The organism is Streptomyces tyrfis (genome assembly GCF_037034285.1).
GTDB lineage: Bacteria > Actinomycetota > Actinomycetes > Streptomycetales > Streptomycetaceae > Streptomyces.
This window is the reverse complement of record NZ_JBAGJZ010000021.1, coordinates 1-18,698: the sequence shown is the minus strand read 5'-3', so window position 1 is coordinate 18,698 and position 18,698 is coordinate 1. Positions and strand designations below refer to the sequence as shown.

Sequence of the window (18,698 nt, the reverse complement as noted above, 5' to 3'; positions counted from 1 at the left end):
GGCGGTGACCCGTGACCGTATGGGACGACCTGGTCGGACAGGACCGGGTGCAGGAGCAGCTGGGCGCCGCAGCCCGGGACGCCGACGCCCTGGTCACCGCCCACGCCGCCGGGGAGCCGGTGCCGCCGGGGTCGAAGATGACCCACGCCTGGCTGTTCACCGGACCGCCGGGCTCCGGCCGTTCCACCGCCGCTCGGGCCTTCGCCGCGGCCCTTCAGTGCGTCAGCCCCGACCGGGCCCTGGGCGGCGCGCCCGGCTGCGGGTTCTGCGACGGCTGCCACACCAGCCTCATCGGTACGCACGCCGACGTCGAGGTCGTCCGCACCGACCTGCTCTCCATCGGCGTGAAGGAGACCCGCGAGCTGGTCCGCCGCGCTCAGCTGTCCCCGGCCGGCGGGCGCTGGCAGGTCATCGTGCTGGAGGACGCCGACCGGCTCACCGAGGGCGCGGGCAACGTCCTGCTGAAGGCGGTCGAGGAGCCCGCTCCCCGCACGGTCTGGCTGCTGTGCGCGCCCTCGCTCGAAGACGTGCTGCCCACCATCCGTTCCCGCTGCCGCCATCTCACGCTGCGCACGCCCCCGGTCGACGCGGTCGCCGACGTGCTGATCCGGCGTGACGGGGTGGACCCGGAGCGGGCCGGGGCCGCCGCCCGCGCCACCCAGGGCCACATCGGCCGGGCCCGCCGCCTCGCCACCGACGAACGGGCCCGCTCGCGCCGGGCCGCCGTGCTGAAGCTGCCGCTGCGGGTCGAGGAGATCGGGGGCTGCTTCAAGGCGGCCCAGGAGCTGATCGACACCGCGAGCGAGGACGCCAAGCAGGTCTCGGAGGAGGTCGACGTCAAGGAGGCGGAGGAGCTGAAGGCCGCGCTCGGCGCCGGCGCCGGGGGCCGCATGCCGCGCGGCACGGCGGGCGTGATGAAGGAGTTGGAGGACCGGCAGAAGCGGCGCAGGACGCGGACCCAGCGCGACAGCCTCGACCTCGCGCTCACGGAGCTGACCGGGTTCTACCGCGACGTGCTGGCGATGCAGCTGGGCTCGCGGATCGCCATCGCCAACACGGACGCCCAGGACGCGCTCGACCGCGTCGCGAGTTCCTCCACGCCCGAGCGGACGCTGCGCCGGATAGAGGCGGTCATCGCCTGCCGCCGGGCACTGGACCGCAACGTCGCGCCGCTGCTCGCGGTGGAGGCGATGACCATGGCCCTGCGCGCGGGCTGAGCCCCGGCGTACGCGGCATCGGAACCGGCCCGGCACCACGGGAACACGGAAGCACGCGCCGGCGAACGGCGGCAGGCGCCCCACGCGCCGCGCCCGTCACCGTTCGTCAGCACTTTTTCACCCGTACGGGGAGCAAGGCGGGCGAGTCACCGCCCGGCCATTACGCTCCGGGGATGGACACCAGGCGCCCGCTCCGCTTTCTCGCCACCGCGCTCGGCACCGCCGGGCTGCTCGTCGCCGGCTGCACCAGCGGCGGCTCGGCGAACCCGTCCCCTGCCGCACCCGCCCTCCCGGCCGAGCTCAAGCCCTACTACGCGCAGCAGCTGAAATGGCGGGACTGCGGCGCCGAGGGCTTCCAGTGCGCGACGATGAAGGCCCCCCTCGACTACGCGAAGCCGGACGCGGGCGACATCAAGCTCGCCGTCTCCCGCGTCAGGGCCACCGGCCCCGGGGAGCGGATCGGCTCCCTCCTGGTGAATCCGGGCGGACCCGGGGGTTCCGCCGTCGGCTACCTCCAGGGCTACGCCGCCCTCGGCTATCCCGCCCAGGTCCGGGCCCGGTACGACATGGTCGCCGTCGACCCGCGCGGGGTCGACGGCAGCGAGGCCGTCCAGTGCCTCACCGGCCCGCAGATGGACGCGTACACCCAGGTCGACCAGACCCCGGACGACGCCGCCGAGACCGACCGGCTGACCAGCGCCTACCAGCGGTTCGCGGACGGCTGCCGACAGCACTCCGCGCGGGTCCTCCCGCACGTCTCCACCGCCGAGACCGCCCGCGACATGGACATGCTCCGAGCGCTGCTGGGGGACGAGAAGCTCCACTACGTCGGGGCGTCGTACGGCACCTATCTCGGTGCCACCTACGCCGAGCTGTTCCCCGCCCGGGTCGGCCGCATGGTCCTGGACGGCGCGATGGACCCGTCGCTCCCCGCCCTCCAGGTGAACCGCGACCAGACCGCGGGCTTCGAGACCGCGTTCCAGTCCTTCGCCGCCGACTGCGTCAAGCGGACGGGCTGCCCGCTCGGCACGGCCTCCACCGCCGACGCGGCCAACCGACTGAAGGGGCTCTTCGCGTCCCTCGACGCCAAGCCGATCCCCACGGGCGACTCCCGCGAGCTCACCGAGTCCCTCGCCACCACCGGGGTGATCGCCGCCATGTACGACGAATCGGGCTGGCCCCGGCTCCGGGAGGCCCTCGCCTCCGCCGCGAAGGGCGACGGCTCCGGTCTGCTGGCCCTCTCGGACAGCTACTACGAACGCGAACCGGACGGCACGTACGCGAACCTGATGGCCGCCAACGCCGCCGTGAACTGCCTGGACCTGCCGCCCGCCTTCGCCGACGCCCAGGCCGTCACCGACGCGTTGCCCGAGTTCGAGAAGGCGTCCCCGGCCTTCGGCCGCGCCTTCGCCTGGTCCGCCCTGAACTGCGCCCACTGGCCGGTCCCGTCCCGGGGCACCCCGCACCGCATCGAGGCCGAGGGCGCGGCCCCGATCGTGGTGGTCGGCACCACCCGGGACCCGGCCACCCCGTACAAGTGGGCCAAGTCCCTGGCCGGCCAGCTCTCCTCCGGCACGCTCCTCACCTACCGGGGCGACGGCCACACCGCCTACGGGCGGGGCAGCGACTGCATCGACACGGCGATCAACACCTACCTTCTGGAGGGCACCCCGCCGGCCGACGGCACCCAGTGCACGTGATCCACTCCGCCGACCGGTCCCGTGACCCGGACCCGGCCACGAACCGGTCCCCGGACCCGGCCTCAGCCCGGCCATGGACCTGGCCCTAGCCCTGGGCCTGGCCCCGGGCCTGGCCGCGTTCCGGGCCGCTGACCTGCGGAAAGGGTTCGGATCCGGGATGGTGCGGAGCACCCCCGGAAACTGTGTAGACTTGGCGACGCTGCTGATCGCACCATAGTGCGACAGGGCGTGCCGCCTTAGCTCAGTTGGCCAGAGCAACGCACTCGTAATGCGTAGGTCTCGGGTTCGAATCCCGAAGGCGGCTCAGAAGAAGGCCGGGTCGGATTGTTTCCGACCCGGCCTTTTCTGTTGCCCGGGGGCATGGCGGGGCGCAGGCCGTCTCGGGCTGCCGGGGATCGGGCTGCCAGGGGTCGGGCTGCCGGGGTTCGGGTGCCGGGGATTCGCTTGCGCGGGTCCGGGTGAGCCGGTGAGGGTGCGTAGGCCGCGAGTGCCGCGTGAGCGAGGGGCCGTTTTGTGGGTGGGGCGTCCCGCGCCGTGTTCGTCGGTCCGGGGACGGGTGCCGCGGAGGCGCCGCGCGGTGTCGGGCCGGAGGTGTGTAGTACCCGTGAATACGTGGTGGAAGGGGTGTCAGTGGGCCCGCTTATGCTGCACCGGCAAGCATGCGGACCAGGGGAGGGCGCGGGATGTTCGGCAAGCTGTTCGGCAGGGGCGGGGAGGGGCCGGTGGCGGATCCGCACGCCCTGCCCGTCCCGCGCAGGGAGAGGAGCGGGACGTACGCGCTGCGCGCGCTCGGGGACCGGCGGGTGCTGGCGCTGGTGGAGGCGGCCCGTGCGGGGGACTGGGAGGCGGTGAAGGCGGCGCAGGCTCCCTTCGACCTCGGCCGCGACCACTGCGTTCTCGGTCAGCTGGCCGAGGTGGACGGCGTGCAGGACTGGATCGGCCGGGCCGTCGAGGAGGACGAGGAGCACCGGGCGACGGCCCTGCTCATATCCGGGACGCGCCATGTCGACTGGGGCTGGGAGGCGCGTACCGCCGCGCGCGCCGTGGACGTCACGCAGGAGCAGTGGCGCGTCTTCCACGAGCGGCTCCACATCGCCGAGGAGCAGCTGTTCGAGGCGGCCGAGCTGCGGCCGGAGTGGGTCACGCCGTGGCGTCGCCTGCTCACCTCCGGCCGGGGCATGTCGTTGGACTCCGCCGTGACCGAGACCCGGCGCGACGCGGCCCTGCGCCGCGACCCGCTGGACCTGGAGACCCATGTCGAATGGCTGTCGCAGTTGCAGCCGCGTTGGGGCGGCGAGCCGGGTCAGGCCCTGGCGTTCGCCCGTGACGCGCTCGCCCGCGCCCCACAGGGACACCGGCTCGGCTGTGTGATCGCCATGGCGCACATCGAGGAGTGGTTCGAGTCGGATCAGGCCGACTGCCTCGAAACCCCCGAGATCCAGGCCGAGTTGCGGGACGCCGCCGATCACAGCATCCTGCACCCCGCCTACGCGCGGCGCCCGGGGTGGCAGCTTGACTTCAACATGTTCGCCATGGCCCTGTCGCTGTCGGGCGAACGCCACACGGTCCGGCGCGTCTTCCGGGCGCTCGACGGCGCCCGCACCAGCTGGCCCTGGACCTATTTCGCTGACCCCGAGAAGCAGTTCGCCCGCTTCCACCGCCGGGCCTGAGCCCACGCCGGTCCCGGCCCCTCCCGCCATCAGCCGCCTCTCCCACCCCGGACTGCCCGATGACTTCGCCCGACAGCACCGCGACCCAGGCCGGCGCCGACCGCACCTTCCAGGTGGATCTGCGCGGCCTGGTCGATCTCCTCTCCCACCACCTCTACTCCAGCCCCCGTGTCTATCTGCGCGAGCTCCTGCAGAACGCGGTGGACGCGCTGACCGCCCGCCACGGCCTCGAACCGGACGCCTCCGCCGGCGCGTTCGGCATCCGGCTGCACGCCGACGGCGCGGTGGTGCGCGTCGAGGACGACGGCGTCGGCCTCACCGAGACGGACGTACACGCCTTCCTCGCCACGATCGGCCGCAGCAGCAAGCGGGCCGACCGGATCGCCGAGCAACGCGGCGACTTCATCGGCCAGTTCGGCATCGGCCTGCTCTCCTGCTTCCTGGTCGCGGACGAGATCCACGTCCTGAGCCGCTCCGCCCGCACCCCCGACGCGCCCGCCGTGGAGTGGCGGGGACGCGGCGACGGCAGCTACACCGTCCGCACCCTGCCCGCGTCCGCCCGCCCCCGGCCCGGCACCACCGTCACGCTGACGCCGCGCGCCGACGCGGGCGAGTGGACCCGCCCGGCGCGGGTGCACGCGCTGGCCCGGCACTTCGGCTCCCTGCTGCGCCACCCGGTGACCTTCGACGACGGCACGGGCGGCCCGGGCACGTCCGTCAATCCCGAGCCCGCCCCCTGGGCGCGTACGTACCCGACCCCGGGGGCCCGGTCCCGCGCGCTGGCCGCGTACGGCGAGGAAGTCTTCGGGTTCACGCCGCTGGACGCCATCGAGCTGGACCTGCCGGCCGTGGGGCTGAAGGGCATCGCGTGCGTGCTGCCCGAGGCGGTGCCGGCCGGGCGCCGCCACGGCCACCGGGTGCACGTCAAGGGCATGCTGCTGTCCGAGCAGGCCGAGGAGATCCTGCCCGACTGGGCGTTCTTCGTCCGCTGCGTCGTCGACGCCGAGAGCCTGCGCCCGACGGCGTCCCGCGAGTCCCTGTACGAGGACGACACGCTCGCCGCCGTGCGCGACGCCCTCGCCGAGCGGCTGCGGGCCTGGATCGCCCGGGCCGCCGCCAGCGACCCGGACCTGCTCGCCCGTTTCCTCCGGACCCACCACCTGGCCGTGAAGTCGCTCGCGGTGCACGACGACGAGATCCTGCGGATGCTGCTGCCCTGGCTGCCGTTCGAGACCACCGACGGGCACACCACCCTCGACGAGTTCGCGCGCACCCACCGCACCGTGCTCGTGACGTCGAGCGTGGAGGAGTTCCGGCAGATCGCGTCGATCGCCTCGGCCGCCGGGCTCGGCGTCGTCAACGGCGGCTACACGTACGACCGCGAACTGGTCCACCGGCTGCCCGAGATCAGGCCCGAGGTCAATGTCGCCGACCTGGACCCGGCGACCCTCACCGCCCACCTCGACCCCGTCGACCGCGAGACGGAGCTGGCCGCCGTGGCGTACCTCGCCCAGGCCCGCGACGCCCTCGCCGTCTTCGACTGCGACGTCGCGCTGCGCACCTTCCAGCCCGCCTCCGCCCCCGCTCTCCTCGTCGACAGCCGCGAGGCCCGGCACGAGCGCACCCGTTCCCAGCTCGCCCGTGAGCAGGAGGGCGGCCTGTGGGGCGACATCCTCGGGGCCCTGCGCCAGGAGGCCCCCCGGGCCCAGCTGATCCTCAACCAGCTCAACCCGCTGGTCCGCGCCGCCGTGGCGATCGACGAGCCCGAGCTGGCCCGCACCAGCGCCGAAGCCCTCTACGGGCAGGCCGTGCTGCTGTCCCGGCGCCCGCTCAGGCCCGCCGAATCGAGCCTCATCAACCGCTCCTTCCTCGACCTTCTCGCCCACGCCCTCCGCAAGGACAGCTGACGATGCCGACCGCACCCCAGACCACCGACGAGCTGTACCGGGCGCTCCAGGAGAACGACCGGCGCCCCTACGGCCGCACCCGCACCGTCACCGCCGAGGAACTCGTGGAGGCCGCCGAGCAGTTCGCGGAGCCCGCCCCGCTCGTCGACGCGCTCTTCGAGCTCCAGGAGGCCTACACCTACGGCTCCGAGCCCCGGAAGTCGCCGGTCGTCTTCGCCCGCCTGCTCACCCTGTTCGACGAGCAGCCCGACGTCTTCGACGAGCGCCGCCGCCACACGCTGTTCTGGCGGTTCAAGTGGGTCGCCAACGCCCTGCTCGCGCTGCCCGAGATACCGCTGGCCAGCCTGCGCCAGTGGCTGACGGAGATGCGCGACCGGTATGAGAAGGCCGGCCTGGGCCTCCAGCCCTACTACGGGCAGGCGTACCAGCTCGCCGCCCACGTCGGCGAGGGTGCCCACCTCGCCTTCGAGCTGTGGGCGGGCCGTTCCCGTACCCGGCTCAGCGACTGCGAGGCCTGCGAGATCTGCGAGCGCGCCCTGTATCACCGGGCGGCGGGCGACGACGAGCGGGCGCTGGACGCCTGGGAGCCCGTCCTGGCGGGGAAGGAGTCCTGCCAGGAGGAGCCGGCCCGCTCCGTCTCGTACGCCCTGCTGCCGCTGCTGCGCACCGGCCGCGTCGAGCCGGCCCGCGCGCTGCACCTCGCCGGATACCGCAGCTGCCGCCGCAACCCCTCGATGTCCGGAGAGGTCGGCCGGCACCTGGAGTTCTGCGCGCTGACCGGCAACGAGGCACGCGGCCTGGAGCTGCTGGCCGAGAACCGCAACCTGTTCGACGAGGTGGACTCGCCGCTGGACCTGCTCGACTTCCTCACCGGCGTCGAGGTCCTCCTCCAGCGCGTCGAGTTCCTCGGCCACGGCGGACTGCCCGCCGCCGGATACGCGGGCCGCGCCTGGACGGCGGCCGGTCTGCGCGCCGAGGTGCGCGGCCGCGCCGACGACCTCGCCGCCCGCTTCGACGCCCGCAACGGGACCACGGCCCACACCGACCGCCGCAGGACCCGCCTCGACCGCGCCCCGCTCCTGGACGGGCTGGAACTGACCCTGCGCGCCCGCGGCCTCGACGAGGCGGCCCCGGCCGAACCGGCCGCCGCGCCCGCCGCGCGGCCCGCCGCCGAAGTGCCGGATTCGCTGCCCGAACTCATCCTCCGCGCCAGGGAGTTGGACGTTCAGGGGCATCCCGACGACGGGGCCTGCTGGGCGCGGCTGCGCACGCTCGTCGCCGCCGACGGCTACGTCCATCCCGACGACCCGGCCGTGGGTCCGCAGGCGCGGCTGCGCGCCGACCTGCTGAACGACGAGGCGAGCCGGGCGGGCAACAAGGACGAGCACGCCCTCGCCGCCGCTCTCTTCGAGGAGGCCGCGGGCCTGTACGACGAGGCCGGAGTGCCGGGTGACGCGGCGGTCGCCCGCGCCTGCGCCCTGCTCGCCGCCGCCGAGGCTCCCGCCGGTACGGCCGGGGAGACCCCTGCCGGCACGGCTGCCGAGGCTCCCGTCGGCACGGCCGGGGAGGCCCCTGTCGGCACGGCTGCCGAGGCTCCCGTCGGCACGGCCGCGAAGGATGCCGAGAGCACGGTCGCGGCGGATGCCGAGGGCATGGCTGCGGCGGACGCCGACGGGGCCGAGGCGAAGGCCGCCGCGCTGACCGCCGCCCACGCGTCCATGGTCCGCCTGCACGAGCAGACGCCCGGCCTCGCCCCCCACCAGGAGGCGCGGCTGCTGCGCCTGAGGTCGGCCGCGCTCGGTCTGCGCCTGCAGACCTCGGGCAGCGAGGAGCACGTCGCACCGGTCTTCGCCGAGCTGGACCTGCTGCACGCCTTCGCCGCCCGGCACGACCTCGCCGGGCAGATCGCCGGCGCCCGGCAGCTGCGGGCCGGCACCCACGCCCTCTCCGGAGACCTGCCCGCCGCGGTCGCCGAGATCGACGGCCTCCTCGACCAGCTGAGGACGCGGGGCCCCGAGTGGCACCTGCCCCGCGCGCTCGGACTGCTCGGCCGGCTCCGGCTCGGCCTCCGGGACGCGCAGGCCGCGCACGCGGACCTGGCCGAGGCCCTGCGACGGGCCGCCGACTGGCCGGCCGACACGGTCGACACCGCCCGGCTCCACGCCGATCTGGCCGAGGCGAGCATGCACCTCGGCCGCCCCGACGAGGCCCTGCGGCACCTGACGCGCTCCGCGGAGCTGGAAATGCGCCGCGGCAGCCGGACGGACGCCTACTGCTCCTACAGCAACGCGGCCCAGCTCTGCCTCGACCTGGGCCGCGTCGAGGACTGCATCGCTCTGCTCGACTCCCTCCTGGCCGAACCGGACGTCGCCGCCGGGGAGCTGGACGACCGGCTCGTCGCCCAGCTGCGTCTGACCCGCGCCCGGGCGTTGTACGCGGGGGAGGATCTCAAGGCCGCCACGGCGGAGTTGGTCGTCCTCGCGGCCGAGTCGGCCGGCTGGGACGACGATCCGGGAAGCCACGCCATGATCGCCGCGGAGACGGCCGCACTCCTCGGGGAGTCCGGCGAGTTCGGCCGGGCCCGCGAGGCGGCGGACCAGGCGCTCGCCGCCCACGCCCGGGCCCCGCGCTACGAGCAGCTCAGCAGCTGCCTGCGCGAACTCGCCCGCCTCCAGGCCCAGCGGCAGGGGCCCGACGGCCTGGCCGACGCGCTGGTCTACCTCGCCGACGCCGGGCGGGTCGCCGACGAGGCCCGCGCAGCCGAGTACGAGGCCCGCGGTCGCTCCCTGGACAGCGCCCTGGCCTACGAACACGGGCGGGTCAACGCCTACGCCGGTGAGTACGAGGACGCCCTGGCCGCCCTGGAGAAGGCCCTCGCCCTGCTCGGCGAGCCGGGCCCGGAGGAGGCTCACGCCGGCGAGTGGGCCGAGTGCGTCCGCCTCGCGGGCGCCGTGGAGGGCATCTACCTGGAACGCACCGCCCCCGCGCTCGCCCGCCTCGACGCGGCGGTCTCCCGCCTGACCGCCCTGGGCCACACGGAGGAGGCCGAGCCGCTGACCTCCTTGGCGGCCGAGCTGCGCGACGAGCAGTGACGCGGGCGGGAGCGTCGCGGGCGGGAGCGCCACGAGGGGAGTGACGCGGGGGGAGTGACGCGGGCGGCAATGTCGTGGGGGAGCGTCGTGGGCGTGGGCGTGGGCGACGCGGCGGGGCGGTTGGTTGTGGGGGCGGCGGCCGGCCGCGCGTCCGGTGCGGTGGCCGCGGCTGTCCCGTTCGACCGTGGCCGCGGCCGCCGCCACGGCCGGTCCGGGCCCGGTTCTGCGTTTGACATGCGGCGTCGCGGTGGGACGGTTGAAGAGGCGTTCCCGCCCGTTCCCGCCCGAGTCCGGGCGGTTGGGGCGAGCGGGCGGCCCGGGGAGCGGCGCGCGTACGCGTCGGGCCGACGGGCGCCCGCGCCGATTCCTCCGGGGCGGGCCGATTCCTCCGGGGCGGGCCGATCCCTCCGGGGCGGGCCGATCCCTCCGGGGCGGGCCGATCCCTGCGGGGCGGGCTGAAATCCCCCAGAGCGGGCCGATCCCTGCGGGGCGGGCTGAAATCCCCCAGAGCGGGCCGATTCCTGCGGGGCGGCGGGCAGGGGCGCGCCGGACCGACGAGCGCGGAGGCAGTCCCATGAAGGCATTGGTGTACGAAGGACCACGTTCGGTGAGCGTCAAGGACGTCCCGGACGCGAGGATCGAGCGGCCGACGGACGTGCTGGTGAAGATCACCTCGACCAACATCTGCGGGTCCGACCTGCACATGTACGAGGGCCGCACCGACATGGAGAAGGGGCGTGTCCTCGGCCACGAGAACATGGGCGAGGTGATCGAGGTCGGGGACGGCGTGGACCGGGTGAAGGTCGGCGACCTGGTGTGCCTGCCGTTCAACATCAGCTGCGGGTTCTGCCGCAACTGCGAGCAGGGGCTGACGGCGTTCTGCCTGACCACGCCGACGGACCCGCGGATGGCGGGCGCGGCGTACGGGTTCGCGGGCATGGGCCCGTACAGCGGCGGCCAGGCGGAGTTCCTGCGGGTGCCGTACGGGGACTCGAACTGCCTGGTGCTGCCGGAGGAGGCGCGGGAGAAGCAGACCGACTACGTGATGCTGTCGGACATCTTCCCGACCGGCTGGCACTGCACGGAGCTCGCCGGGGTGCGCCCGGGCGAGAGCGTCGTCATCTACGGCGCGGGCCCGGTCGGGCTGATGGCCGCGCTGTCCGCGAACCTGAAGAGCGCGGCGAAGGTGATGGTCGTCGACCGGCACCCGGACCGGCTGCGGCTGGCCGAGGAGATCGGCGCGATCCCCATCGACGACTCCAAGGGCTCACCGATCGACCAGGTCAACGACCTCACCGACGGGCTGGGCGCGGACCGCGGCTGCGAATGCGTGGGGTACCAGGCGCACGACACCCAGGGTCACGAGCACCCGAACCTGACGCTCAACAACCTGGTGCAGTCGGTGAAGTTCACCGGCGCCATCGGTGTGGTGGGGGTCTTCGTGCCCCATGACCCGGGCAGCCCGGACAAGTTGTACAAGGACGAGGGGGAGATCGCCTTCGACTACGGCACCTACTGGTTCAAGGGCCAGTCGATGGGCACGGGCCAGGCCAACGTCAAGGCGTACAACCGCCGGCTGTGCAACCTCATCCAGCAGGGGAAGGCCAAGCCGTCCTGGATCGTCTCCCATGAACTCCCGCTCGCGGAGGCGGCGCAGGGCTACGAGCACTTCGACAACCGCGACCGCGGCTGGACCAAGGTCGTCCTCCACCCCGACGGCGGAAGCTGAGCCGGGGGGCTGCTGGAAAGGCGTCGGAAAGGCGTCGGGAAGACGCCGGAAGGCACTGGAAGGCACCGGAAGGCATCCGAATCGCATTCGAATCGCATCCGAAACAGCGTCAGAAAGGGCTGAGGTCACGCCAGTTCGGAGAGCAGGGACATCGCGCGGTCGTTCAGCGCGGTCTCGGTGAGCGCGGTTTCCGCCGCCCCGGTCGTCGGGGCGGCGGTACGGCGTGCGGCGGCCTCCGCCAGACGCGCGGCGGCCTTCGCGAGCGAGGGCTCGGGGACGCCGCCGTGCGTGGAGAGGCGCGGGAGCAGGGCCTCCAGCAGGGCGCGGGCGGCGGCGCGGGCCCCGGCCCGGGGGCCGACCGCGGTTCGGGCCAGGAGCAGGGCGGTCACGGCCCGGTCCAGGGCGGGGGCGCCCTCGGCGGTGTCGCCCCAGTCGATCACCACCGGGCCCTCGGGCGTCAGCAGTACGTTTCCGGGGTGCAGGTCGAGGTGGAGGATCCGGTCCTCGGGGCGCGGGGAGAGCCGGGCCGGGACGGTGTGCAGTTCCGCGAGGAGCTCGGCCAGCAGAGCGGCGGCATCGGCCGGGGAGAGGTCGCCGGCTTCCAGGGACGCCTGCATGCTCGGGCCGGTCAGGCGTCGCAGCACCAGGTCGCGGGGGGCCGTGTCGGCGTCGCGCGGCCCCAGCCGCGGCACCGGGTAGCCATGGGCGCTGAGATAGGACATGACCGCCCATTCATGGGTGGCGTCCCGCCCGTCACGGTAGCGGCGCAGGACCCAGTTCGCGTCGAGCGCGTACACGTCGGCGGTGCGTCCGGAATCCAGTAGCTCACCTATTCGCATGGAACGAACCTATGGGAACGAACCCATGGGGACGACGTCATGGGGGACGACGCCATGGGGACGACCTCATGGGCGCGGGCGGGGGCGCGGGCGCGTGGGGGCTCACCAGCGCATGCGGACGTCCTCGGCCCAGCCGAGCAGCCGGTCCACGACGATCTCGCGCCCCTCGTCGTCCCGGACGCGGCCGGAGTAGTGGCCGAAGCACTGGTCGGTGCGGTTGGCGATCAGCCCGGCCTCGGTGCGGGTGGACCGGTTGTGGAACGGGACGAAGGTGAGGTTCACAGCGGGCCGGTCGCCCGGCGAGGCGCCGGTCGGTGAGGCGATGGTCGGCGACGTGATCGTCCACGGGGCCATGAGGTCGTCGGGCGCCCAGCGCCACTCCAACTCCGCCCCGATCTTGGTGAGTCGGCCGTCCACGCAGAGTGCGTTCTCGGTGGATCCGGTGCCCCGCGTCCAGCGGCCGCCGAACTGCAGCCCCACCGTGTGACCGTCGGTGCGGCCCGACGCGGCGCCCCAGTTCCAGTCGACCGAACGCGGCCAGCGGCCCCTGCCGTGGTCGAGCACCGCCCAGGCGTCGTCGCCGAACTCCAGGACCCTGCCCCCGACCCGGACCGTGCCGGAGGCCGGGCGGGCCGTGTGCTTCGACGTGTACTGGAAGCGGCGCTCGTCCCATGGCACGACCACGGACAGCGTCTCGTGACCGGCGGGCAGGGCGGCGAAGAGGTCGACCTCCACGGTCTCCTTCGGCGAGGAGGGGGTGAGGCAGCGGGCCCGCAGCCGGGTGCCGCCGTCCTCCTCGCGGATCTCGATCCTGACCCTGCCGCCGGTGGGCCGGGTCGGGCCGACCACAGCGGCGGGTGAGCCGGCCGCGCCCGCGATCGTCTCCGGGAGGCGTCCGGCCCGGCCGCCGGGCGCGATCGCCGTGCGCTCGAACTCGCGACGGCCGGGCGCGTGCCGGACGCCGGTCCCGTCCCGCCCGTCCGGCCCGTGCTGTCCGTCGGGCCCATACTCCAGCACGTACACCGTGTCCAGGGTCAGGAAGTCGAGATCGCTCACGGTCAGCGCGACGAGGTGGGTCGGTGTGGTCACGCACCAGTACTCCCAGCGCTTGTTGCGCCCCCAGCCCCGCAGGTTCGCCCGGTGCAGCGGCCGCCTGGACCAGCCGACGGCCGACGGGTTCAGCCGGCCGTCCGGCAGGCACAGGTCGACGGGCTCGGTGATCTCGCGCTCATGGGTGGCCATGCGCGGAGCCTACTGGGGCCGGGTCCGAGCGGGGTACGTCGTCGCTGGTCACGGACCCCATAACGCGAAGTGAGGGGGCGAACGGCATCTCCTGGAAATGACGTGTACGCGGCTACCTTGGCGGCAATTCCCCCGATGTCAAGGAGAGTTCCGTGGAGAGGTCCATCCTCCGCAGACGTGCTCTGGCCGCGTGTACCGCCACTGTCGCCATCGGCGGCCTCGCGATGGCCGGTCTGACCGGCACCGCGTCCGCCGACCCCGCCCCCCAGCTCGCCACCCCCGCCGCCGCCGAGCAGCTCTCGCCGGGTCTGCTGAAGGCGATGCACCGCGATCTCGGCCTGACCGAGAAGCAGGCGCGCGCCAGGATCGGCCACGAGGCCCGGGCCGCGTCCGTCGCCGCCGGGCTGAAGCGTTCCCTCGGCGCCGACTTCGCCGGCGCGCGGGTGACCGGTGACGACGCGGCGCTGACCGTCGCCACCACCGACGCCGGACAGGCCGCGCTGATCGGCAGGGCCGGCGCGAAGGCGGTCGTCGTCGACCACAGCCTCGCCGAACTGGACGCGGCGAAGGCGTCGTTGGACCGAGTCGCGCTGCGCAAGGCGCCCCAGGACGTTCCGGTGTGGTACGTCGACATCGCCGCCAACCGCGTGGTCGTGCAGGCCGCCGACGCCTCCGCCGCGGACACCTTCCTCTCCGCCGCCAAGGTGTCGCGCGAGCTGGTGACGATACGTCAAGCGACCGAGCATCCCCGCACGTTCGCAGATCTGCGGGGCGGCGACGCGTACTACATGAACGGGCTGGGGCGCTGCTCCATCGGCTTCCCGGTGAAGCGCGGCACCCAGGACGGTTTCGTCAGCGCCGGTCACTGCGGCACGCCGGGCGTCACCACCAACGGCTACAACCAGCAGGCGCAGGGCTCCTTCCAGGGCTCCACCTTCCCGGGCCGCGACTACTCCTGGGTCGCCACCAACACCAGCTGGACCGCGCGCCCCCTGGTGAACGGCTACGGCAACGCCGATGTGACGGTCGCGGGCTCCACCGAGGCCCTTGAGGGCTCGTCGGTCTGCCGCTCCGGTTCGACCACCGGCTGGCACTGCGGCACCGTCCAGCAGCGCAACACCAGCGTCACGTACCAGGAGGGCACTGTCTCCGGTGTCACCCGCACCAACGTGTGCGCCGAACCGGGCGATTCGGGCGGCTCGTTCATCTCCGGCAGCCAGGCGCAGGGCGTCACCTCCGGCGGCTCCGGCAACTGCTCCCAGGGCGGTACGACGTACTTCCAGCCGGTGAATCCGGCGCTCCAGGCGTACGGGCTGACCCTGGTCACCAGCGGCACCTCCCCGACCAACCCGCCCACCAATCCGCCCACCAAGCCGCCGGCCGGCGGCACCTGGGCGGCCGGGACCAACTACGCGGCCGGTGACGTCGTGACCTACGGCTCCGACAGCTACCGCTGCCTCCAGGCGCACCTGGCCCAGCCCGGCTGGACCCCGCCGGACACCCCGGCGCTCTGGCAGCGGGTCTGACCGTTCCGCATGCCCTGGTTCCCGGGGGCCCGGACCCCAGAGGTCCGGCCCCGGGCCCGGCTCCGAATGGTCCGGCTCTCACGCACTCACACGCACGCACTCACGCACTGACACGCACGCACTCACGCACTGACACGGCACGCACTCACTCACACGCGCTCACGCACCAGCCTCCACGCCTCGCACTGTCTCCCCCCGTCATGCACTACTCCCTCCCCATACCGAGGAATCAGCCATGACTCCCACTCCCGAAGTGCCCGAGGAGTCCGGCGGCGACCGCCGGATCAGCCGTAAGACGCTTCTCAAGGCCGCCCTCGTCGCCGGGACCGTCCCGCTGCTCGCCGGTGGCGGCGTGGCGCTGGCCCGGGACTCCCGCGACAGCGGCAAGTCCCTCGCCCCCACCCCGGACTGCCACGACGGCGACGGTCCGACGCACGAGCAGATCGAGGGGCCGTACTTCAAGCCCAACTCCCCCCTCCGCACCAGCCTGGTGACCGCCGGCACCCCGGGTACCCCGCTGACCGTGAGCGGCTATGTCTTCGGCCGGTCCTGCAAGCCCATCGCGGGCGCGCTCCTCGACTTCTGGCAGGCCGACACATACGGCGCGTACGACATGAACGGGTTCGCCTTCCGGGGCCACCAGTTCAGCGACCAGTCGGGGGCCTTCACCCTGACCACGATCGTGCCGGGGCTGTACCCGGGCCGTACCCGGCACATCCACGTCAAGGTGCAGGCGCCGGGTTCGCGCATCCTGACGACACAGCTGTACTTCCCGGGCGAGCCGCGCAACAACACCGACAGCATCTTCGACCCCGCGCTGCTGATGAACGTCCGGGGCGCCGGTTCGGGGCAGCAGGGGACCTTCGACTTCGTGCTCAACGTCGACGCGGGCCCGACCAACCCGCCGACCAATCCCCCGACCGACCCGCCGACCGGCGGCACCTGGACGGTCGGGACGCTCTACAACGCGGGTGACCGCGTCACGTACGGCGGGGTCACGTACCGCTGTCTGCAGGCGCACTCGGCCATGGCCGGGTGGGAACCGCCGAACGTCCCCGCGCTGTGGGCACGCGGGTAGGCGCGCAGCACGGCACGGGCGTGTGACCGCCGCGCGGCGCGTGCCGGGGTGTCCTCGCGGGGTGCGCGCCGCGCCCGGCCCGGGACCGGAGTTCCTTCCGGCCCCGGGCTGCTTCACGTGCGCGGGCGGCGGGCCGGCGTGCGGACGCGCCCGGCGTGCGGCGACCGACGCGCAGCGGCACCGGGGAGCCGGAGTGCCGGGGGGCCCGGGGGTGCCCGAGGAAGCCCGGGGGCGGGGAGCGGCCGTCAGGGGGCGGGCGCCGGACTGCGGAGTAGCCTGGACGTACGGCTTTCCGGTGAGGCGAGCCCGTCGTGTCGGCCTGCACGTCGAAGGAGGCCGGTTCCGCATGGACACCCTGGTCAACGTCGTGGTCGTCCTGGCGATGATCGCGATCGCGGCGTTCGTCATCCATCTGCTCAACACCCGGCACCGTCATCAGCATCTGCGCCCCGCGCACTACGACCACGGGCTGGCCGGCTTCGGCAGCGTCGGGAACGGACCCGCGTCGGGCCCTGCCACCGGCCCCGGACGCCCGGGCCCCGGACCGGGCGAGCACGCCGGCTCCGGTGAGTACTCCGGTACGGGTATGGGCGCGGGTATGGGCGCGGGCGCGGGTTCCGGTACCGACGCGGCTTCCGGCAGGGATACGGGCATGGCCCGGGACGCCGGTACGGACCCGGTGCGGCGGAACGGGGGCCTCCGGCACGGCGACCGCGTGAGGCACGAGGGCCACGAGAGCCGCGAGGACGGCGAGTAGCGCGAGTACCGAGCACCGCGAGAACGGCGCTCCCGGCGCCGAACCCGGCTGACGGCACGGGATGTCCTTGGCCTCCTACTTCGCCTCCGAGTAGCGCTTCACCACCGCCGTCGTGAAGGAGAAGCGCACCGGCGTCTCGCCGAAGACGGTCCGCCCGGCCGTGTCTCCGGCGGCCCGGATCGCGTCCACGACCGCCTCCGCCTCCTCCCGTGGACAGTGCACGATCACCTCGTCATGCTGGAAGAAGACCAGTTCGGCGCGGAGGCCGGCGGCGGCGATCGACCGGCGCAGGGCGGCGAGAAGGAGCAGCGCCCAGTCCGCGGCGCTGCCCTGCACCACGAAGTTGCGGGTGAAGCGGCCCCGCGCACGCGCGTTGGTCGACGCGTAGCCCGGGGTGAACCCACCGCCCGGGGCGAGGGATTCGGCCTCGGCCTCGGCGTCCTGCGGGATGCCGGCCTCGCCGTCCTCCTCGTGCCCGGCCGCGGGCGGGCTGGTCCGGCCCAGCCAGGTCCGTACCAGGCGGCCCTCCTCGCCCGCCTTCGCGGCCTCGTCGACATAGGCCACGGCCAGCGGGAACCTGCGCCGCAGGGCCGCGAGGTTCTTCAGGCCGTCGCCCGAGGTCTGGCCGTAGATCGCGCCCAGCAGGGCGAGCTTGGCGTGTTCCCGGTCGCCGTGGAACGCCCGGTCGGACAGGGCCGTGTACAGGTCGCCGGCGTGGCCCGCCACCTCCATCAGGCCCGGGTCGCGCGAGATCGCCGCCAGCACGCGCGGCTCCATCTGGTCGGCGTCCGCCACGACGAGACACCAGCCCTCGTCGGCGACGACCGCCCGCCGTATCACCTTGGGGATCTGCAGCGCGCCGCCCCCGTTGGTCGTCCAGCGGCCGCTGACCGTGCCGCCCGGCTGGTACTCGGGGCGGAACCGGCCGTCGCGCACCCAGTCCTGGAGCCAGCTCCAGCCGTGCGCCGTCCAGATCCGGTACAGCTTCTTGTACTCGATGAGGGGCGCCACCGCCGGATGGTCCAGCTCTTCCAGCTCCCAGCGCCGGGTGGACTTCACCTTGACGCCGGTCTGGGCGAACGCCTTCACGACGTCGGCGGGGAGATCGGGGCGGACGCGTCTGCCGAAGGCGTCCGAGACCTCGTCGGCCAGCTCGGCCAGTCTGCGGGGCTCGCCGCCGCCCGCGTACCGCTCGCCCAGCAGCTCCTGGAGCACCTCCCGGTGCACATCGGCCCGCCAGGGCAGACCGGATCGGTTCAGCTCGGCGGCCACCAGCATGCCCGCCGACTCGGCGGCGGTCAGCAGCCGCATCCGGCCGGGGTGCGCGGTGGCGTCGTGGCGGCGGAGCTGGTCGGCGTAGACCTGGATGAGATCGGTGAACGGCAGCTGCGAACCGGGTCGCGGCTCGAAGAGGGCGGACTGAGAGCCCGGCTCGGCCGAGCGGGGCGGCGGGTCCGGGGGAACGGGGGCGTTGTGCAGGCGGGCGTGGGCGGCGGCCGCGGAGCGCGGCTCGCCCAGGCGGCCCTCGTGGGCGAGGAGGAGGGATTCGGCGGCCTCGACGTCGTAGCAGCGGTCCACCGGGACGCCCGCCGTGAGCAGCCGGGGATAGATCTCGGGGGTGGAACGCCAGACCCAGCGCGTGACCTCCGGCCGGGAACGGACGGCCGCCACCAGGTCGGGCTCCGTCAGGACCGGGGCGGAGGGCACGCCGGAGGCGTCCAGCGGGGCGAGGAGCGCTCCGCCGGTCTCCGTGGGGGCCAGTGCCCAGCGTCCGGTCATGCCGCCGAGTCTGGCACCCACCACTGACAACGGACCGCGGCGACGGACCGCGGCGGAGGGCCGGGGCGGTGGGCTGCGGCGGTGGGCTGCGGCGGGGGCCGGGAAGACGAGTCGCGGCGGAGGGCGGGAACGCGGGCGGGGGGGGGGGGGGGCCCCCCGCCC

12 protein-coding genes and 1 tRNA gene are annotated in these 18,698 nt (G+C 74.0%); 10 read left to right on the top strand and 3 right to left on the bottom strand.

Annotated features, from left to right (window positions below):
• The first annotated feature begins 11 nt into the window (after window positions 1-11).
• The 7 genes from WA762_RS17790 (at window position 12) to WA762_RS17760 (ending at window position 11,315) form a co-directional block, all read left to right on the top strand.
• Complete coding sequence (locus WA762_RS17790) at window positions 12-1,217, top strand: DNA polymerase III subunit delta' (RefSeq protein WP_335936765.1); 1,206 nt, start codon at window positions 12-14, stop codon at window positions 1,215-1,217.
• Between the two features lie 173 nt (window positions 1,218-1,390).
• Window positions 1,391-2,917: an alpha/beta hydrolase gene (locus WA762_RS17785; RefSeq protein WP_335936764.1), complete on the top strand. Its 1,527-nt coding sequence runs from the start codon at window positions 1,391-1,393 to the stop codon at window positions 2,915-2,917.
• Between the two features lie 230 nt (window positions 2,918-3,147).
• Window positions 3,148-3,221 (top strand) — tRNA-Thr (locus WA762_RS17780).
• 379 nt (window positions 3,222-3,600) lie between these two features.
• Window positions 3,601-4,587, top strand: coding sequence for a hypothetical protein (locus tag WA762_RS17775; protein ID WP_335936881.1), 987 nt, complete (start codon window positions 3,601-3,603; stop codon window positions 4,585-4,587).
• 59 nt (window positions 4,588-4,646) lie between these two features.
• A complete protein-coding gene (locus tag WA762_RS17770; protein WP_335936762.1) occupies window positions 4,647-6,494 on the top strand; it encodes an HSP90 family protein in 1,848 nt (615 codons plus the stop codon).
• A 2-nt stretch (window positions 6,495-6,496) separates the two neighbouring features.
• Entirely contained in the window at window positions 6,497-9,586 is a 3,090-nt protein-coding gene (locus WA762_RS17765) for a hypothetical protein (RefSeq protein ID WP_335936761.1), read from the top strand.
• A 574-nt stretch (window positions 9,587-10,160) separates the two neighbouring features.
• A complete protein-coding gene (locus tag WA762_RS17760) occupies window positions 10,161-11,315 on the top strand; it encodes a glutathione-independent formaldehyde dehydrogenase (RefSeq protein WP_335936760.1) in 1,155 nt (384 codons plus the stop codon).
• 125 nt (window positions 11,316-11,440) lie between these two features.
• Here WA762_RS17760 and WA762_RS17755 read toward each other — a convergent pair whose 3' ends face one another.
• Together WA762_RS17755 and WA762_RS17750 are read right to left on the bottom strand one after the other, a co-directional pair.
• Window positions 11,441-12,154 carry a phosphotransferase gene (locus WA762_RS17755; protein WP_335936759.1) on the bottom strand — a complete coding sequence of 238 codons (714 nt, stop codon included), beginning with the start codon at window positions 12,152-12,154 and terminating at the stop codon, window positions 11,441-11,443.
• A gap of 102 nt (window positions 12,155-12,256) precedes the next feature.
• Complete coding sequence (locus tag WA762_RS17750; RefSeq protein ID WP_335936758.1) at window positions 12,257-13,396, bottom strand: DUF2804 domain-containing protein; 1,140 nt, start codon at window positions 13,394-13,396, stop codon at window positions 12,257-12,259.
• Window positions 13,397-13,548: 152 nt separating this feature from the next.
• Between WA762_RS17750 and WA762_RS17745 the strand changes: the two genes are divergently transcribed.
• From WA762_RS17745 to WA762_RS17735, 3 genes are all read left to right on the top strand, one after another.
• On the top strand, window positions 13,549-14,922 hold the full coding sequence (locus WA762_RS17745; RefSeq protein ID WP_335936757.1) for an alpha-lytic protease prodomain-containing protein: 1,374 nt from the start codon (window positions 13,549-13,551) through the stop codon (window positions 14,920-14,922).
• Window positions 14,923-15,157: 235 nt separating this feature from the next.
• Window positions 15,158-16,000 (top strand): dioxygenase family protein, encoded by an 843-nt coding sequence (locus WA762_RS17740; protein ID WP_335936756.1) that lies wholly within the window; start codon window positions 15,158-15,160, stop codon window positions 15,998-16,000.
• A 346-nt stretch (window positions 16,001-16,346) separates the two neighbouring features.
• Window positions 16,347-16,757, top strand: coding sequence for a hypothetical protein (locus WA762_RS17735; protein WP_335936755.1), 411 nt, complete (start codon window positions 16,347-16,349; stop codon window positions 16,755-16,757).
• A 75-nt stretch (window positions 16,758-16,832) separates the two neighbouring features.
• On the opposite strand, the gene WA762_RS17730 is transcribed toward WA762_RS17735, so the two are convergent.
• Window positions 16,833-18,536, bottom strand: a complete 1,704-nt coding sequence (locus WA762_RS17730; RefSeq protein ID WP_335936754.1) for a bifunctional 3'-5' exonuclease/DNA polymerase — start codon at window positions 18,534-18,536, stop codon at window positions 16,833-16,835.
• Window positions 18,537-18,698: the final 162 nt, after the last annotated feature.

What these genes read in the sequence shown, in the direction of transcription:
- WA762_RS17785 (WP_335936764.1), top strand. Translation starts at nt 1,391, where the DNA reads ATGGACACCAGGCGCCCGCTCCGCTTTCTCGCCACCGCGCTCGGCACC.
- WA762_RS17775 (WP_335936881.1), top strand. Translation starts at nt 3,601, where the DNA reads ATGTTCGGCAAGCTGTTCGGCAGGGGCGGGGAGGGGCCGGTGGCGGAT.
- WA762_RS17770 (WP_335936762.1), top strand. Translation starts at nt 4,647, where the DNA reads ATGACTTCGCCCGACAGCACCGCGACCCAGGCCGGCGCCGACCGCACC.
- WA762_RS17765 (WP_335936761.1), top strand. Translation starts at nt 6,497, where the DNA reads ATGCCGACCGCACCCCAGACCACCGACGAGCTGTACCGGGCGCTCCAG.
- WA762_RS17760 (WP_335936760.1), top strand. Translation starts at nt 10,161, where the DNA reads ATGAAGGCATTGGTGTACGAAGGACCACGTTCGGTGAGCGTCAAGGAC.
- WA762_RS17755 (WP_335936759.1), bottom strand. Translation starts at nt 12,154, where the DNA reads ATGCGAATAGGTGAGCTACTGGATTCCGGACGCACCGCCGACGTGTAC.
- WA762_RS17750 (WP_335936758.1), bottom strand. Translation starts at nt 13,396, where the DNA reads ATGGCCACCCATGAGCGCGAGATCACCGAGCCCGTCGACCTGTGCCTG.
- WA762_RS17740 (WP_335936756.1), top strand. Translation starts at nt 15,158, where the DNA reads ATGACTCCCACTCCCGAAGTGCCCGAGGAGTCCGGCGGCGACCGCCGG.
- WA762_RS17735 (WP_335936755.1), top strand. Translation starts at nt 16,347, where the DNA reads ATGGACACCCTGGTCAACGTCGTGGTCGTCCTGGCGATGATCGCGATC.
- WA762_RS17730 (WP_335936754.1), bottom strand. Translation starts at nt 18,536, where the DNA reads ATGACCGGACGCTGGGCACTGGCCCCCACGGAGACCGGCGGAGCGCTC.